General features: G+C 52.3%; 11 protein-coding genes and 1 tRNA gene. 9 read left to right on the plus strand and 3 right to left on the minus strand.

Annotation, left to right across the window (positions count from 1 at the left end):
- Nucleotides 1–222: 222 nt before the first annotated feature.
- The gene (locus GOV45_RS03235) at nt 223–1,242 is read right to left on the minus strand and encodes an IS110 family transposase (RefSeq protein ID WP_170474126.1); all 1,020 of its coding nucleotides are present in this window, start codon (nt 1,240–1,242) and stop codon (nt 223–225) included.
- A gap of 277 nt (nt 1,243–1,519) precedes the next feature.
- On the opposite strand from GOV45_RS03235, the gene GOV45_RS03240 reads away from it, so the two are divergent.
- The 5 genes from GOV45_RS03240 (at nt 1,520) to GOV45_RS03260 (ending at nt 8,812) form a co-directional block, all read left to right on the plus strand.
- A complete protein-coding gene (locus GOV45_RS03240; RefSeq protein WP_170474128.1) occupies nt 1,520–2,479 on the plus strand; it encodes a homocysteine S-methyltransferase family protein in 960 nt (319 codons plus the stop codon).
- A 337-nt stretch (nt 2,480–2,816) separates the two neighbouring features.
- Nucleotides 2,817–3,599, plus strand: coding sequence for a hypothetical protein (locus tag GOV45_RS03245; RefSeq protein ID WP_170474130.1), 783 nt, complete (start codon nt 2,817–2,819; stop codon nt 3,597–3,599).
- Entirely contained in the window at nt 3,596–5,536 is a 1,941-nt protein-coding gene (locus GOV45_RS03250) for an MFS transporter (protein ID WP_170474132.1), read from the plus strand. Before GOV45_RS03245 ends, GOV45_RS03250 begins: the two co-directional genes overlap by 4 nt.
- Nucleotides 5,537–5,583: 47 nt before the next feature.
- Entirely contained in the window at nt 5,584–6,582 is a 999-nt protein-coding gene (locus GOV45_RS03255; RefSeq protein ID WP_170474135.1) for an ABC transporter substrate-binding protein, read from the plus strand.
- A 385-nt stretch (nt 6,583–6,967) separates the two neighbouring features.
- Nucleotides 6,968–8,812: an adenylate/guanylate cyclase domain-containing protein gene (locus GOV45_RS03260; protein WP_170474138.1), complete on the plus strand. Its 1,845-nt coding sequence runs from the start codon at nt 6,968–6,970 to the stop codon at nt 8,810–8,812.
- Nucleotides 8,813–8,999: 187 nt separating this feature from the next.
- On the opposite strand, the gene GOV45_RS03265 is transcribed toward GOV45_RS03260, so the two are convergent.
- A complete protein-coding gene (locus GOV45_RS03265) occupies nt 9,000–10,781 on the minus strand; it encodes a caspase family protein (protein WP_170474141.1) in 1,782 nt (593 codons plus the stop codon).
- Between the two features lie 314 nt (nt 10,782–11,095).
- Between GOV45_RS03265 and GOV45_RS03270 the strand changes: the two genes are divergently transcribed.
- Both GOV45_RS03270 and GOV45_RS03275 read left to right on the plus strand, forming a co-directional pair.
- Nucleotides 11,096–11,914 (plus strand): DUF2189 domain-containing protein, encoded by an 819-nt coding sequence (locus GOV45_RS03270; RefSeq protein WP_170474144.1) that lies wholly within the window; start codon nt 11,096–11,098, stop codon nt 11,912–11,914.
- A gap of 184 nt (nt 11,915–12,098) precedes the next feature.
- Nucleotides 12,099–12,944, plus strand: coding sequence for a pilus assembly protein N-terminal domain-containing protein (locus tag GOV45_RS03275; RefSeq protein ID WP_170474147.1), 846 nt, complete (start codon nt 12,099–12,101; stop codon nt 12,942–12,944).
- Nucleotides 12,945–13,234: 290 nt separating this feature from the next.
- Here the strand turns inward: GOV45_RS03275 and GOV45_RS03280 are convergent.
- A tRNA-Lys gene (locus GOV45_RS03280) sits at nt 13,235–13,310 on the minus strand.
- A 210-nt stretch (nt 13,311–13,520) separates the two neighbouring features.
- On the opposite strand from GOV45_RS03280, the gene dapF reads away from it, so the two are divergent.
- The gene (gene dapF, locus GOV45_RS03285) at nt 13,521–14,363 is read left to right on the plus strand and encodes a diaminopimelate epimerase (protein ID WP_170475364.1); all 843 of its coding nucleotides are present in this window, start codon (nt 13,521–13,523) and stop codon (nt 14,361–14,363) included.
- Nucleotides 14,360–15,616 carry a tRNA (N(6)-L-threonylcarbamoyladenosine(37)-C(2))-methylthiotransferase MtaB gene (gene mtaB, locus GOV45_RS03290; protein ID WP_170474149.1) on the plus strand — a complete coding sequence of 419 codons (1,257 nt, stop codon included), beginning with the start codon at nt 14,360–14,362 and terminating at the stop codon, nt 15,614–15,616. The genes dapF and mtaB overlap by 4 nt, the downstream gene beginning before the upstream one ends.
- Nucleotides 15,617–15,636 lie beyond the last annotated feature (20 nt).

Raw genomic sequence — 15,636 nt, forward strand, 5'->3', positions numbered from 1 at the left:
AGCAAGACTTTTTCCGTGAGGGGTGTTTGGTCAGAAGCGGCCTTGTGTCCGGCCTGTTTGCGCGCTGCGTCTGACCGCTGGCCCTGATGGGTTCCGCAGACAGGGTCCCATTCTGCAGAGCGGACACGTGAGGTCCGGGACAAGGCACGGTGTGTCTTGATCGTTGGGCTGACCATGTCCATCACATCCTGCGTCTTGTTATTTGGTTGATCCTTTCAGTCGTTACGCGGTTCTGACCTTGTAGTCCTGCTCGCGCGTCAGCACCGCCCTGATGATCCGCGCCGTTTTGTTGGCCATTGCGACGGCTGCCAGCTTTGCGGGCTTACGTTCAAGGATTTCGGAGAACCAAGGATCGAATTGATCAGGTCGGTGTCTGATCTGCTTGATCCGGGACGTCATGCCGAGCACCAACAATCGGCGGATGTAGCGGTCTCCCATCTTCGAGATGCGTCCCAAACGTTCCTTACCGCCACTCGATCGGTTGAGCGGTGTGAGGCCGAGCCAGGCCGCGAGGCTGCGCCCGTTTGAGAACTGACGCCCGTCCCCGATCGAGGCGACGATGGCGGAGGCGGTGATCGGTCCGACGCCGGGGATCGTCCGCAGGCGGGCGACGCGCGCATCAAGGGGTGCAGCCCGGTTCAACTGACGACCGTACCAGAGTACCCGGCGGTGCAGAGCCACGAGCTGGTGGCTGAGATTGGTCACGATATCCCGGGCCGGGTCCGGCAAGTCCTGTTCAACGCCTTCAAAACAATGCTTCGCAAAGGCTATGGCGTGGCCGGCGCCTTGCCGAACAACAATCCCAAATTCGGCCAGCACACCGCGGAGCATGTTCACGATCTGCGTCCGCTGACGGACAATCAGGTCCCGTACACGGTGCAGCGCGAGGACCGCTTGCTGGTCCGGCGTCTTGATCGCCACGAACCGCATAGACGGCCGTGTCACCGCCTCGCAGATCGCTGCGGCATCGATCGCATCCGACTTGCCACGCTTCACATAGGGCTTCACATAGGCCGGCGGGATCAGGCGCACCTCGTGTCCGAGCGTTGCAATCTCCCGCGCCCAGTAATGGCTCGTCCCACACGCTTCGATTCCGACCAGGCAAGGCGGCAGGCTCTCAAAGAAACGATGCATTTGCGCGCGCCGAAGCGAACGGTTGAAGACGATCTCGCCCACCTCAGTGACGCCGTGAACCTGAAAGACATTCTTGGCCAGATCCAGGCCAATGGTGGTAACTTGCATGGGGTGGCTCCTCTCTCGCTGATGACATCACCTGCACTATGGCGCATCGCGACGCCGATGGAGCAGGAGCCATCCACACCATCTGCACAGCGCTCGATGACGATGTGAGCAGCTGGAGGCAGTTTTCACCGCAAGCGGCTGTTCATGCTATGCGCAGCGAAATACGGTTTCGAGCCCAGTGCGGTTGATCGCTTCGTAGCTGAACCCCCATTTCTCCGTGCGCGACAAATTTTAAGTTCTTTGTTAGATTGGCGGTTATTGGGTCAGGAGGGTTTTGATGGCTGCAAACGAAATACTTCCACAACTGCAAGGTCGAAATATGACCTGTGGCGGTGGATTTGAGACTTGGCTTCAGTATGTCGATGGTTTCACGCTCAGGCACTTCTGCGCATTCGAACTCTTAAATGATAAACGAGGTGTTTCGTGCCTGACTGACTATCACCGTAAGTTGGTTGAGGCGGCTGTAGAGAACGGCTTTGGTGTAATCAACGAAGGCCTACACTATCGCGCCAGCCGAGATTGGGGAGAGCTGATCGGTTTTTCCAAAGAAGCGTTAGAAGAAATCAATATCCGTGGAATCGAGTTCTACAAGGATTTTGCGAAAGAGTACGAAAGCCCGGAAACGCCTATGATTGTCGGCGGCGTGATTGGCCCGCGCGGTGACGCCTATAATGTAGGTCTTACGCCAGATGCGGTCGAAGCCGAGGAGTACCACTCCGAACAAATCTTAACTTTCAAGAAAGCGGGAGCCGATGTCGTAACCGCAGCAACGTTTTCGAGCATCGAGGAGGCGACAGGCATTGCCAGAGCCGCGAAATCGGCAGACATACCGGTAGTAATTTCGTTCTTTGTGGCGAGAGGTGGCAAGCTCAAAGGCGGAGAGACACTGGAACAGGCAATCACCGCCGTCGATGCCGCAACCGAATTCGCGCCAGCTTACTACATGATCAATTGCACGCACCCGACCGAGTTTACGCCGGGATTGACGGACGGGAACTGGACCCGCCGGTTGGGTGGTTTCATGCCTAATGCCGTCGCGATGGAAACACTTGACTTATGCAAGCTCGGCCATCTTGAAGACGGCGACCCTGAAGAACTTGGCGGCCAAATGGCTGATCTGGCACGACGCTTTCTACATGTAAACGTCTGGGGCGGGTGTTGCGGTACTGATGGTCGACATATTGGTCAGATCACTCGTCAAGTTGGCGAGGTCCGTAGAGAGATGGCAGCTGAGTAACGCAAGCACTCAGAATGACGGTTTAGTCCGCCCAGCGGTCGTTCTGCGGAACGGGTCTAACGTCCGCTCCGAGCCCAAACCGGTTATCAAGTTTCCTCGCGATGCCCTCGGATTTGCAACCCGCAAGTATCTCATCTGTTTGTATTTTTTCCGGTTTGCAGTGAACTCGGTTGACCGGGTTCGAACGGCCTGCTGCGACGGATTTCGCCGGTTGGGAGGAATGAGTTTCTGGTAGACTTGATTACTGCGCTTCAATTGTCGTTAATTGGTTGTGCTATCATCATTTTTTTGTGATCGGTTCGGCCGCAGGGTTCTTGGAGCAAATCGCATGGGGCTAGTGGGTAGAATACTGACGGTTGTCGCTTCCGCGAACCTGGTTGTCCTGTTCGTATTTGTCGGTCTGGCAACCCTGCAGTTTGAGGCCATACTTTCCAATATGGTGCGGGAACGTTTGGTCGTTTTGGCAACGCGCACAGCTGTTCCGTTCAACTCTGTCGTAGATTTGGGGTTGCCTGTCTCGTCTGTTCGAAACGCGCTTGCTGTATTGGAAGCCGCCAAACAAAGCGACCCAGCAATTGACGACATAACCCTGTTTTCATTGGGTGGTGAAATCGTCCACTCCACATCCGATCAAAACACTCAGGTTGTTCCAATTGCATGGGTTTCCGCCGTAAGCGATCCAGAGGCCGGAGGCGTCTTTCAGATTGATGAACGGGCAAGCTTTGTGACCGGAATAGACGTAGGCGAGCTAAGTGCACCCTCAGCTCGGCTAGCAATTAAGTACTCTAACGCGCAGGCGATGGATCAGATGCGGGCTATGGTAGCAAAACTATCGTTTGTGGCCGGGTTGCTTATGATAGTGACAATCTTGATTGGAGCGTTGGTTCTACGTCTTGCATTGGCTGAGCACGTTCGAATTATCGATGGCATACTAGCAGCCTACAATCTGTTCGAGCGATCATTCTGGCGGGCATCCAACCCTGACACGGACAAGCCAAAAGACGTAGATGGGCTTGGAATCTCCAGCGCTTACTTTTGGGATCAGCTGTGGAAATCCGAGCGGATGTACGAGTCGGAACGAAAGAGTGTCTGCCCCTCGGATAAAGGGGGCGACTCTTGAACACGCAAAAACAACACGGAAGACTGGCTGCAGGTAGAGTCGTGGGATGGGTCGCGGCAATTGTATTGTTGTCGTTGACGCTGATGGCCTTTGCGGCTGTGCGCACATTTGAGGCCTCGCTTGAACCGGAAATGAACAAGCGGACTGCACTGATAGCGGCTACGGTTCGAGAAGAGATTGAACGAGCGATTGACTTCGGTGTTCCGCTGGAAGCCATCGGAGGCGCATCTGAGTATCTGGATGAACTCTTGAAAGAGTTTCCAGAGCTGGAAAAAATCATGTTGCGGTCCAATTCGGGGAGATTGATAGCCTCAAGCAGCAGGGGCGATTCAACGGGTACAGATGCACCCAATGAAATTAACACTTCACCGAATACTGTTACGCTATCTATTCTTCGACGAAACACCATCGTCGGTGAGCTTACAATCGAAGCAGACCCTCGTTTTGTCAGATCAAGGCTTCAGGAAGTAATGCTAGACATTATCGTCGTCGGACTGGTTGCAATCCTATTAGCATTTGAAATCGTGCTGCTCGTTTCGGCAAATATGCTCGGGAAGCCATTGGATCGGATATTTACACTGATGGATGAACAGGCGGCAGCAAGCTTTCGGCATGTTTTGCCGGCACGGGATGCTGGTGAGTTACGCAGAGTTGCGAGGAGGTTATCTGATCGCGCATTGCACGTTGCGAGGCTTAGAGGAGCTCAGGATAAGCTTTCAGCTTTGCCGCAAGCCTATTTCGTGGATATCCGATTGCCGGTGTTTATCTTTTCAACTGCCACAGAAATCAGCGGCGCATTTCTTCCGCTCTATGCGCGGGATGCTGGTGGACCGGATTGGCTGACCTCGGAAATGGCGGCAACTGCACCACTAATTGCCTATCTTGTTGCGATGGCTTTGATGGCCCCTTTCGGTGGAGCGATTGCGCGTCGTTTTAGCCCACAACGCCTTTTCTTGTCAGCTATTCCTGTTACGGCTTTGACCATGGTTGGAGTTGGTTTGGGGCAGAACGCTTTGGTAATTGCGTTTTGGCACGGTTTTATGGCCATCGTTTATGCCTTAGCGACGATTTCGTGTCAGGAATACGCGATCAAGACCGCTCCTAGGGACGAACTCACCCAAGCAATCGGTGGATTCTTGTTCGTAATCATCGGCGGAGCATTCTGTGGGTCTGCACTCGGCGGTGTTCTTGCGGACCGCATCGGAGCTTCGGGAACCTTTTTCTTTGGAGCAGGTTTGGCGGTGTTGTCAGGACTAATTGGTGCGAGGGTTATTTCTGGCCACGTTTCCTTGGATCAGGAAGTTACAACCACGCAATCAGACAAGAGCATTTGGACAGTGCTTACCAATCGCAGGTTTTTTGCGTTGACGCTTGGTGTGTCCGTACCAATCAATATCGGTATGTCCGTCTTCATCTGGTATCTAACACCGGTTGTTCTTGAGGGCCAAGGTGTCGGAGTGGCTGACATTGGCCGGATCGTGATGTTGTACTATCTTGCCCAACTTCTTTTGGGCCCAACCGTAGCGAGGTTTGCCGACGGGAAAGTTGGGCAGGTGCCGTTTTTGATCTTTGGCATCTTTATTTCCGGTGTTGCGATCTCATCCCTATACTTCTGGTCCGGGATTATGCCCATGATTATTGTCGTGACGCTGTTCGGCTTGGGGTATGCGATGTGCGACGCGACCCAATATGCCCAAGCCATCCAAATTGGCGAACAGACCTGTGGAGCCGGTGGGGGTGAAAAAGCCTTAGGTGCCTTGCGTCTGATTGAACGTTTGGCGGCAATCACAGGTTTGATTGCGAGTGTAATCTTGATACCCCGGCTCGGGTATTTGACCATCATCGGCGGCATTGGCGGGCTGATGTTATGTGGTACGCTATTCATGCTTGGTGGCGGAACTAGTCACAGGAAAACACCGGAACACGTCTCTGAATAAATTGATTGAGGCAACCAGTCCAAATGGACTCTGGCGATGAGGCTGAAATGAAAAAACTCCACTATTTTGCATCCGCCCTTGCTGTATCGTTGTTGGCCTGTGGTTGGGTGCAAGCCGGCGAAAAAACAATATTCGGAATTTTCTGGGAGGGTTGCGAGCACGGCTGCCAGGGATTTATCGACACAATAAAAGACAGTGAATTTGATGCTAAAGTTTTGATCAGGGATGCAATGCAAGATCGTGACAAACTACCCGAGTTCATTATTGAAGCCCGCGAAATAGATGCTGATCTGGTCCTTACATACGGGACCAGCGTTACCTTGGGTGTGGCCGGTCACATCAACAATAGCGAACCAGAAAATTTCATATCAAAGCGTCCGCTTGTTTTCATGTACGTTTCAGACCCTTTTGGGAGCGGCATCGCTGAAAGTTTTGAAGGCAGCGGTCGACCTCATGTAGCCGGAACATTTAATCGCGTTCCCGAAGCAGTAAACATCAAAACTATTCGAACGATTCAACCCGACTTTGACCATCTTGGAATACTCTTTAACATGAACGAGAGGAACTCTGCATTAAAGGTTAAGGAAATGGAGGAGCTGTCAAAAGAAATGGGTTTCGAATTGACAGCACTTGAAATTGATCCGGGAAATCAGAATGTCCCTGACTCGGCTCTGATCCCAGGCAAGGTGGCCGAACTGGCCGACGCTGGCGTGGATTTCATTTATCTTGGGTCGAGTTCTTTCCTCAGGCTGAATGCAGATGTGTTCACAGGCGCCGCCGTTCAAAACGGATTGCCAATCCTCAGCCCCTATGAGGAAGTCGTCAGGGAGCAGGATGCGCTTCTTTCTGTGGCTGCGCGAGCGGCAGATGTCGGAGCACTTGCAGCGCAACAGGCATTGAAAATCCTGAGGGATGGCAAAGAGCCGGGGGATCTGCCAATCGCACGCGTGACCGACTTTGCATACGTGGTGAATATGGACGTTGCAAAAAAGCTGGGTATGTACCCTCCTATCGAATTACTGCAAATCGCAGAAGTTGTCGAATAACGCCAGCGTATATCACTCTTTGATTACTGGACTATTCCTCCCTAAATCGGCAGACACTGACTGCGCAGTTTTAGGCGTCTTTCGCGCGAAAGTGGGACGACCGCTTAGTCCGCATTGCGGTCGCTCGCGGCATTTCAGCGAATGACTGCATCGAGCCCAAAGCGGACGTTCAAACAAACTTTGGATATGGGTGTAACTGTCGTAACCTTCAGCGAACGTTGCGTTCGGCTGAAGCCAATGTCGGCGTTGGGCCTTAAGATAAATAGCCGGTATCGGTGGAAACAACGTGTTTCAAAGTGAATAATAGCACTCCGAATGCGTTTCTGGGCGCTGTCCGTGATCATTTCGGTGATAAGCTCGAATTAATCGGAGATGAAGAGAACCAATGGAAAGACGCCTAGCTGCCATACTCGCCGCGGACGTAGTCGGCTACAGCCGTTTGATGGGCGCAAACGAAGTCGCCACCTTGGCTGAGATGCAAGAAATTCTCGCCAAAGTATTCGATGAAGAAATCGACAAAGCTGGCGGCCGCATCGTAAAGCTTATGGGGGACGGCATTCTTGCGGAGTTCGCAAGCGTTGTAAGCGCGTTGGAATCCGCGCTCGTCATTCAAGAGGCAATGGCCAAAAGAAACATAGGCGTTCCAGAAGATCGGCAGATCCATTTCCGTATCGGCATCAACATGGGCGACGTGCTCTTTGAGGGCGGAGATATATTCGGCGACGGCGTCAATATCGCGGCCCGCATCGAAGCGCTGGCTCAACCCGGCTGCATTGCCGTTTCTGGGATCGTTCGCGATCAGGTAGGTAACAAGATCGGTATCACTTTTGATGCCGCAGGCGAACAGCTGCTGAAGAACATCGATAACGCAGTTCCAGTTTTTCACGTTCGCCCTCAAACTGGTGATGTTCAGCCTGCAATAGTAAGTGCTTCTAGCCATCCCACAATCGCGGTTCTTCCCTTTGAGAACATGAGTGGTGACCTCGAACAAGAGTATTTTGCTGACGGTATCACTGAAGATTTGATCACGGATCTTTCAAAGCTTTCGGGTCTCTTTGTAGTTAGTCGAAACTCAGCTTTTGTATACAAAGGCCGACCGTCGAAACTGCAGGATGTCGCTCGAGACTTGGGCGTACGCAATATTCTTGAAGGCAGTGTTCGAAAATCTGGTAACCGCCTCCGCATTACAGCGCAATTAATCGACGGTGTAACTGGCGGGCACCTTTGGGCAGAACGCTATGACCGTGACCTATCTGACATTTTTGCCCTACAGGACGAGATAACAAATATAATAATTGATCAATTGCAGGTTCGGCTTTTTGACTCTGATATCGCTGAAAGTGCACCTACGGAAAGTGTGGATGCCTACAATCTTTATTTAAAGGGGCGACGCTACTTTCATATGCGTGCCAGAAATTATCTTGAAAAGGCACGTACGCTTTTTCTTGAAGCAGTGCAGCACGACCCTGACTACGCCCGCGCTTACGTGGGGTTGGCTGAATGCGAAGCAAGGCTCAACGATTGGCACGGCACGAATTTCCCCTCTGAAGATATTGTCAGCATGGCTCAACGCGCCATTAAGCTAGATCCAAACTTGGCAGAAGCACACGCCTCCCTCGGACTGGCTTCGCAGATTGTCGGAAAGAATGAGGCCGCGGTCACAGCCTATCGCAGGGCGCTGTCGCTTGATCCACTTTGTTATGATGCGCACCATAATTTTGCCCGCTATCATCGCGGTCAACTGGATCATAAGCAGAGCGCCTATCATTTTACACGAGCCCTTGAAATCAAGCCTGACGATTATCGGTCACCACTTCTACTTCTTGCCGACCTCACCGAACTCGGACGGTTCGACGAACGTGACCTTTACCTCAACATGGGTCTTAAACGGGCTGAAGAAGCGGTAGAACGAAATCCCGACAACCCTGATCCACTCGAATTATCAGCGTCCGTTTTGGCTAGCCTTGGAAGGATTGATGAGGCACGCGCGTGGTTGAGTCGAGCTCTTTCAATGGAATCCCACAGCTATTCGACAGATGGATACAACGTGGCCTGCGTTTATGCTTTGATCGGTGAAACCGAAGAAGCATTAGATTGCCTTGAGAAGGTTTATCCGAGTCTTGGCCCCGTTCAACGAGACTGGATGCGAAATGATCCAGATTTCCTCTCTCTTCGCAGTCATCCTCGGTTCCAATTGTTGTTGGACACCGCACCAAAGACGGACGCCTAGGCTTTCGGTAAGTCCATTATCAATTCATGGCACTTAACCCCACCATGCTGTGATGCCGAAGGCATTGCGAGCCTGTAGCAGACCTTAGCGCATTGCAACGTTGGGTCTGCTATCTGATCCTTTGCGGGCATCTGACAAAATCACTCAGATGACCGCGTTTAGCCCAAGTCGGACCTGATGTCGCATTCTATTCAATCTCGACAATGAATGCGGTGTGGGAGCCGCGACCATCGTTCCAATAATTTGGGTCGCGTGTGTGCTCGGGAACGCCGAAAAAGTGGGCATATCCTTCGTTGCCTTTGTAATTGTTGGGTTCGCCCTTTGACCACCGCGTATATGTCAGTGGTTCACCTGTTATCCAAACCCAACCGCCAGATGGCTCGTTGCTGCCAGGTAGTTGATAAAGCCCGAAAGCTGGGCCCTGTATATTTCCACTGCTACCTTTGCGAAAATAGCGTTTATCATTCTTAATAAGGTTGTAAATGAACTGGTTTTCTCTGGCGTTGCCGATTGTTGCCAAGTGTCCTCCCATCTCATTTGCGAACTCGCTTGAAGTAAAAAAATCCTTTCTGGACGACCGCACTGCCAGGTACAGGTGCCCTTCGAAATATCCAAAAACGACTTCGCTGCGACCAAGGATTTTGAGTGCCCTCTGTAACCTTTCCTCCATGGCCTCCGGCATCTCTTCCTGCTTATAAGCACGCGCGGTGTCGCTCTGAAGCGCCTTGATCGCGGGTACGTCCGGCAGCAAGCGCAAGAATGCAATATCGACTCGGGTTCCCGGATAAAGACCGTTGGCAACCCGAACCGTAGAGATCGCATTGCGGGTTCTGGGACCGAAGGCGCCGTCCACGCTGCCGACGTTCTGCCCCATCATGTTCAATGCTTCTTGCACCAGTTTTCGTTGTTCCAGCGTCAGATCAGCTTCGAGCTTGCCGTCCGGAAAGCTCGCTTTCAGCCAAGGCTCTCTGTTTCGCTTTCTTCGTTTCGCTTCGGCTTCGGATTGCAGCACTTCCAGCTTGTCCTTCGCAAAAGCAACAAGGTAGTGCTCTGAGTGCGCCTCGTATTTTTCCAGGAATTTTTTCCAGGAATAAACTGTTCCGCGGCTTTCAGCCTGGGTATAATCCGAGGCAAGTTCGTTATTAATCTGCGCTGCTGCCATGGCGATTTCAGCCTCCGACATCTGCTTTTTCGGGTCGGGTGGCAGAGGTTCCTTCAGGAAGAGATCAGATCCCGGTAGCGATCCGTATGTGAAAGGCTCTTGATACCCTTCGGTCGCCTGGAACACACTGTCTCGCACTTTGCGGAACATCTTGCCCACTTCAAGCCCGGGTTCTTCGAGATGCGTTAGCAAGGCGGAGGCGTAAGGGCTGTTACGACCGTCACCATCGAGGGCCAGCGTCCCGCCCCGTGCCGAGTATCCGACAAGAACACCGCCCGGATCAATTCGGGCCAATCCTTGTCCAATGCTGCGCGTAGAACTTGTTCTGATCATGTCAGTCACAAACGGGTTGTTACGGCACGCGTCAACAAGCACGATTTTCAATCCGGGAGATTGGGCGATTGAGTTCACTACAGTATCCAGGCGTATGGCCTCAAAGTCGACATCTATGTCGCTGCGCAGTTCAGCGTTTATCGGGATGAGATAGTTATTGTTTTCGATTTCGATGCCGTGCCCGGCATAATAGATCATGACCTTGTCAGCGGTGCGGGAGGCATCGGCAAAATCACGAAGGGCAAGGCGCATTTCACGGTAATCCAGATTGGTTCCAACTGTGACCTCGAAATCCAGCCTCTTTAGCGCTGCAGCGATGTCCTGGGCATCGTTTTCAGGGTTTGGCAGATTGGCAACGTGATCGTAATCCGAGTTTCCGATAACAAGGGCTACTCGAGTTTCCTCGGCGACAACATCCGAGGCGATGAATACGCAAAAACTCGCAGCCAGCCATGTCGAGACGTATCTAAACAAAACAAATTCCGATCAACAATTAAACTCCACAATATCACAAACTCAGATCTTCAACAAAAACTCGACCAACAATGCACTTCAGATGAGCTTTCTGCGGAAACACGATCTGGCGGCGAAAGTCGAATGTCCGATTGGCTCTGGGAACTGACGCAGGGGAGCAAGGAACGTATCGGTTGGCGCCGACCGCCTTTCTGTCCCCTTGCCCTTATGCGTCAGCTGATGCAGATTCATATTCAGCGGAGGGATGCCTGTTTCACCACGGGGTCCGTTGGCAAATAGGCCAACGCGTCTTTATGCTTTGGGAGGGGTTTGTCATGACATCCAAAACCACGGGTCCCATACCACCGGACAATGTGACGCCACAGCAGCGGGCGATGCCAAGGGTCAACAAGGTGACTGCAGGTGATATCACGTCCTCGCTTAAAGCTGGATTTTCCGACTTTCTGGCTCGTCCTTTGATGAGCGTTTTTTTTGGCCTATTTTATGCAGCTTTCGGAATCCTGTTTGTTTGGTGCCTTGTCTGGCTGGGAAAGATTTGGATGATCATTCCCGCCGCGGTCGGCTTCCCGCTAGTCGCACCTTTCGCCGCGGCCGGGCTTTATGAGATGTCCCGCCGACTACAGAAGGGAGAGAATTTCGGTTGGTCTGAAATACTTTCTGTCATGGCTAATCAACACAAACGAGAAATGGGCTGGATGGCCTTTGTCACCCTGTTCATTTTTTGGGTGTGGATTTACCAGGTTCGGCTATGGCTGGCGATCATCCTGAAGGATGCGTCTTTCTCGGATTTTGACGGATTTTTGAACACCTTGTTCTTTACTCCACAGGGTTGGACTTTCCTTGCAATTGGCACCTGCGTGGGCGCATTTTTGTCGCTTGCGTTGTTCTCATTAACTGTCGTGTCTATGCCCATGTTGCTTGATCAGGAAACTGATTTCGTTTCCGCCATGCTGACGTCCATTCACGTCGTCACAGAAAACCCAGCGGTCATGCTCACCTGGGCGGCGATCATTTCGGTAACTATGCTACTGTCTTTGGTTCCAGCTTTTCTGGGTCTTGTCTTCACGCTGCCGATCCTTGGCCACACCACGTGGCATCTTTATCAACGGGCTGTGACACACGCGGACGGATGATCTTTTCGGCCACGGTCCTAAGCAACTGCCCAGATTGAGCCCAATGCGGACAGCAAAATATGACATTTTGTGGTCACATAGTTTTCTAAATTTTGCTCCCGATTTCGACTTCTTTTTCAGCCACACTTTTTCCGGCAGGACGACTAATCTGCCCAAAAAAGTGCTAATGTTGAGGTCTTCGATTATGAAAAACGGACTGAGCTGGATAGTCTACATAGCGGTCGCTACCGTTACGTTGATTGGCGCGCCTGCATTCGCCGGCGCCACTATAAAGATTGAGGCGAACGCGGCGACGCAAACTGTCGAGGTTGTCGCTGATGGTGCGGTTGCCATAGAAAGCGCGGAGCCATTTAGCGAAGTTTTCATCGCGAACGCGGACATCGCTGATATTTCGTCGATAACAGGTACTTCCCTTTACATCTTGGGTAAGAATCCGGGTCGCACGACCCTGATGCTGACTCGGGATGACAGCAGCATAATTTCTTCGATCGACATACGTGTTTCACCGGACACAACGGAATTACAGCGCCGTCTGTCAGAAGTTTTGCCAGATGAAGAGATTAAAGTCCTTTCAGCGAACGACGGCTTCGTTCTTACCGGATCTGTGTCAGGCCCAGAGGTGGTCAGCAGGGCACTTGAGGTGGCGGGACATTACGCGCAAGGGAAAATATCGAACCTACTGAATGTGCGCATCCAAGAGGCACCTCCAATGCCAGAGCCAAAGCCGGAGAAGGTCGAGCCAGAACCTGCAGTCGAAATCGTTGATCCAGCTGAAGTTGAGGCACAGATCCGCGAACTTCTTCCCGACGAACTGGTCAGTGTCCACGATCTCGGAGGAACGATCGTTCTATCAGGAAAAATAAGCTCACAGGAGCGTGCGCAACAAGCTGTACAGATTGCTCAACTGCTAGTCGGCGATGCAGAAATCTCCAATCTTCTGACGGTCACGGAAAACCAGGTTTGCAAAGTGCGAATGCGTCGTGGTGGAGAACTTTTTGAAACTGTCATCCCTTGCCGGGAAAGTTCATAGTATCCTCTGCTGTCGTTGCAAACAGTATTGAACCAGCTGTGAAAGCTGACCGAGTTCCACTTGGAAACGATGGATTTTCCAAGCTGTGGCCAGATGGACTAATTTCCAAGGGTTGACCGGTATACAACAGGGCTAGACCTGCCTTGGTTTAAATCGGCGGCATTAGAAATTCAGTCTGGGACTGAATACAAAGATGCCTGTTTAGGCAAATTGCTTTTAGTCGAATCTTAAACCCGAGGAGGGTAACCAATAGAGAACTTGGCAATTCCGCGTCAGACAATTTGAAAAAGTGGTGAGCCGTACAGGATTCGAACCTGTGACCCACTGATTAAAAGTCAGTTGCTCTACCAACTGAGCTAACGGCCCACTCTTTCTTGGATCTAATCGACCCGTGGTGCTCTCTAAGGTATTTTCCTGATCGGGTTCAAGACCTTAATTTGCACCCATTACCGCCGACATAAAACTTGTGTCCGGCGCCCCGATAGGCGGCCTAATTAGGCAGGTGGGGCGAAGGGGTCAACCCCTTTTTTCATGAATCTTCCCGAGAGGGTGGAATCATTTCCTGACCATCGTTATATGGCCTCCATGCGACATACAAATGACATCGGTTTGCCCTTCATGAAAATGCATGGGCTGGGAAATGACTTCGTCATTGTAGACGCCCGCGCACAGGCGGTCGCGGTCACGCCCGCGTTGGCAAGAGGAATTGGGCACCGCCAGTTCGGTGTTGGATTTGATCAACTCGCTGTCATTGAGGCAGGGGACGTCGATGCGAACTTGGTATTTTATAATGCCGATGGATCGACATCAGCGGCTTGCGGAAACGCCACACGATGTATTGCCCGTTTCCTTATGGAAGAATCCGGTAAGTCGGAACTGACTTTGAAAACCGCGCGGGGTTACCTCTTGGCCCGCGATGCCGGAGACGGCCTGACCTCGGTGAACATGGGTCAACCTCAACTGAACTGGAATGAGGTTCCACTGGCCGAAGAACTGGACACATTGGAGTTGCCAATCGAAGGTGGGCCGACCGCGACGGGTATGGGCAATCCGCACTGCACGTTCTTTGTCGAAAATGCCGAAGCTGTATCATTGGAAGAGTTTGGAGCGAGGTATGAACATCATCCTCTTTATCCGGAACGCACCAATGTTCAGGTTGCTCAAGTCACCGGACCCGATCAATTGCGGATGCGGGTTTGGGAACGAGGTGTTGGAATAACGCTGGCATCCGGATCGTCCTCTTGCGCGACTGCTGTTGCAGCAGCGCGGCGTGGATTGACCAGGCGCACAGTGCAGATTGAACTGGATGGCGGTAGGATCTGGATCAATTGGCGCGACGATGGGGTCTGGATGACAGGCCCAACGTGCCACGTGTTTTCTGGCACGCTGACACCTGAGTTTCTGAGGTCTCTGGCATGAGCGCCCCGATATTCACAACATTGGGTTGTCGCCTGAATGCATACGAGACTGAGGCTATGAAAGAGCTGTCGCAACAGGCAGGCTTGAGGGGCTCCGTAATCGTTAACACATGCGCCGTTACTGCCGAGGCTGTTAGGAAAGCCCGTCAGGAAATTCGCAGACTTCGGCGGGAAAATCCAGAGGCCCGCCTGATTGTCACTGGATGTGCCGCGCAGACCGAGCCAGAGACATTTGTCCAGATGGATGAGGTCGACGCAGTACTTGGGAACAGTGAAAAAATGCGGCCCGAGACATGGAAGAGCATGGCGGCAGACTTCATTGGTGAGACCGAGGCGGTGCAAGTTGACGACATCATGTCTGTCACAGAAACGGCAAGGCATCTGATTGACGGGTTCGGCACCCGCTCACGCGCATATGTGCAGGTTCAGAATGGCTGCGATCACCGCTGCACTTTTTGCATCATACCCTACGGGCGTGGAAATTCCCGAAGCGTTGCTGCGGGCGTCGTGGTGGATCAAATCAAGCGCCTCGTCGACAAAGGTTACAACGAGGTCGTTTTGACAGGGGTGGATTTGACGTCTTGGGGCGCCGACCTGCCCGCGCAGCCCAAGCTGGGCGATCTGGTGATGCGTATACTAAAGTTGGTCCCTGACCTTCCGCGTCTGCGGATCAGCTCGATCGATTCAATCGAAGTTGACGAAAACCTTATGCGAGCCATTGCAACTGAACCGCGCCTGATGCCGCATCTGCATTTATCATTGCAGCATGGAGACGACCTGATCCTCAAGCGTATGAAACGCCGCCACCTGCGCGATGATGCCATCCGGTTTACGGAAGAGGCTCGAAAGCTTCGCCCTGACATTACTTTCGGCGCGGATATAATTGCTGGATTTCCGACCGAGTCAGAAACACATTTCGAAAATTCCTTGCGACTTGTTGCTGAGTGCGATCTGACATGGTTGCATGTCTTCCCCTATTCCAAACGCGTCGGCACCCCCGCGGCGAGGATTCCGCAACAAGTGAATGGAAAGGTGATCAAGGACAGAGCCGCGCGCCTGCGCAAAGCAGGTGAAAGTCAGGTTGCAAAACACTTGGCCGCCCAGATCGGAAAATCTCATCGCATCTTAATGGAAAATCCTTGCATGGGACGCACAGAGCAGTTCACCGAAGTCACGTTCCAAGCTCCACAGCAAGAAGGGAAGATTGTTAACGCGACGATTACTGGGCATTCTTTGACACAGCTAATAGCTTGATGAGTTTATGGGGATAAATT

The sequence above is a fragment of the Ruegeria arenilitoris genome (assembly GCF_013035425.1).
GTDB classification, from domain to species: domain Bacteria; phylum Pseudomonadota; class Alphaproteobacteria; order Rhodobacterales; family Rhodobacteraceae; genus Ruegeria; species Ruegeria arenilitoris_A.

What these genes read in the sequence shown, in the direction of transcription:
- GOV45_RS03255 (WP_170474135.1), top strand. Translation starts at nt 5,584, where the DNA reads ATGAAAAAACTCCACTATTTTGCATCCGCCCTTGCTGTATCGTTGTTG.
- GOV45_RS03235 (WP_170474126.1), bottom strand. Translation starts at nt 1,242, where the DNA reads ATGCAAGTTACCACCATTGGCCTGGATCTGGCCAAGAATGTCTTTCAG.
- GOV45_RS03240 (WP_170474128.1), top strand. Translation starts at nt 1,520, where the DNA reads ATGGCTGCAAACGAAATACTTCCACAACTGCAAGGTCGAAATATGACC.
- GOV45_RS03270 (WP_170474144.1), top strand. Translation starts at nt 11,096, where the DNA reads ATGACATCCAAAACCACGGGTCCCATACCACCGGACAATGTGACGCCA.
- GOV45_RS03260 (WP_170474138.1), top strand. Translation starts at nt 6,968, where the DNA reads ATGGAAAGACGCCTAGCTGCCATACTCGCCGCGGACGTAGTCGGCTAC.
- GOV45_RS03275 (WP_170474147.1), top strand. Translation starts at nt 12,099, where the DNA reads ATGAAAAACGGACTGAGCTGGATAGTCTACATAGCGGTCGCTACCGTT.
- mtaB (WP_170474149.1), top strand. Translation starts at nt 14,360, where the DNA reads ATGAGCGCCCCGATATTCACAACATTGGGTTGTCGCCTGAATGCATAC.
- dapF (WP_170475364.1), top strand. Translation starts at nt 13,521, where the DNA reads ATGGCCTCCATGCGACATACAAATGACATCGGTTTGCCCTTCATGAAA.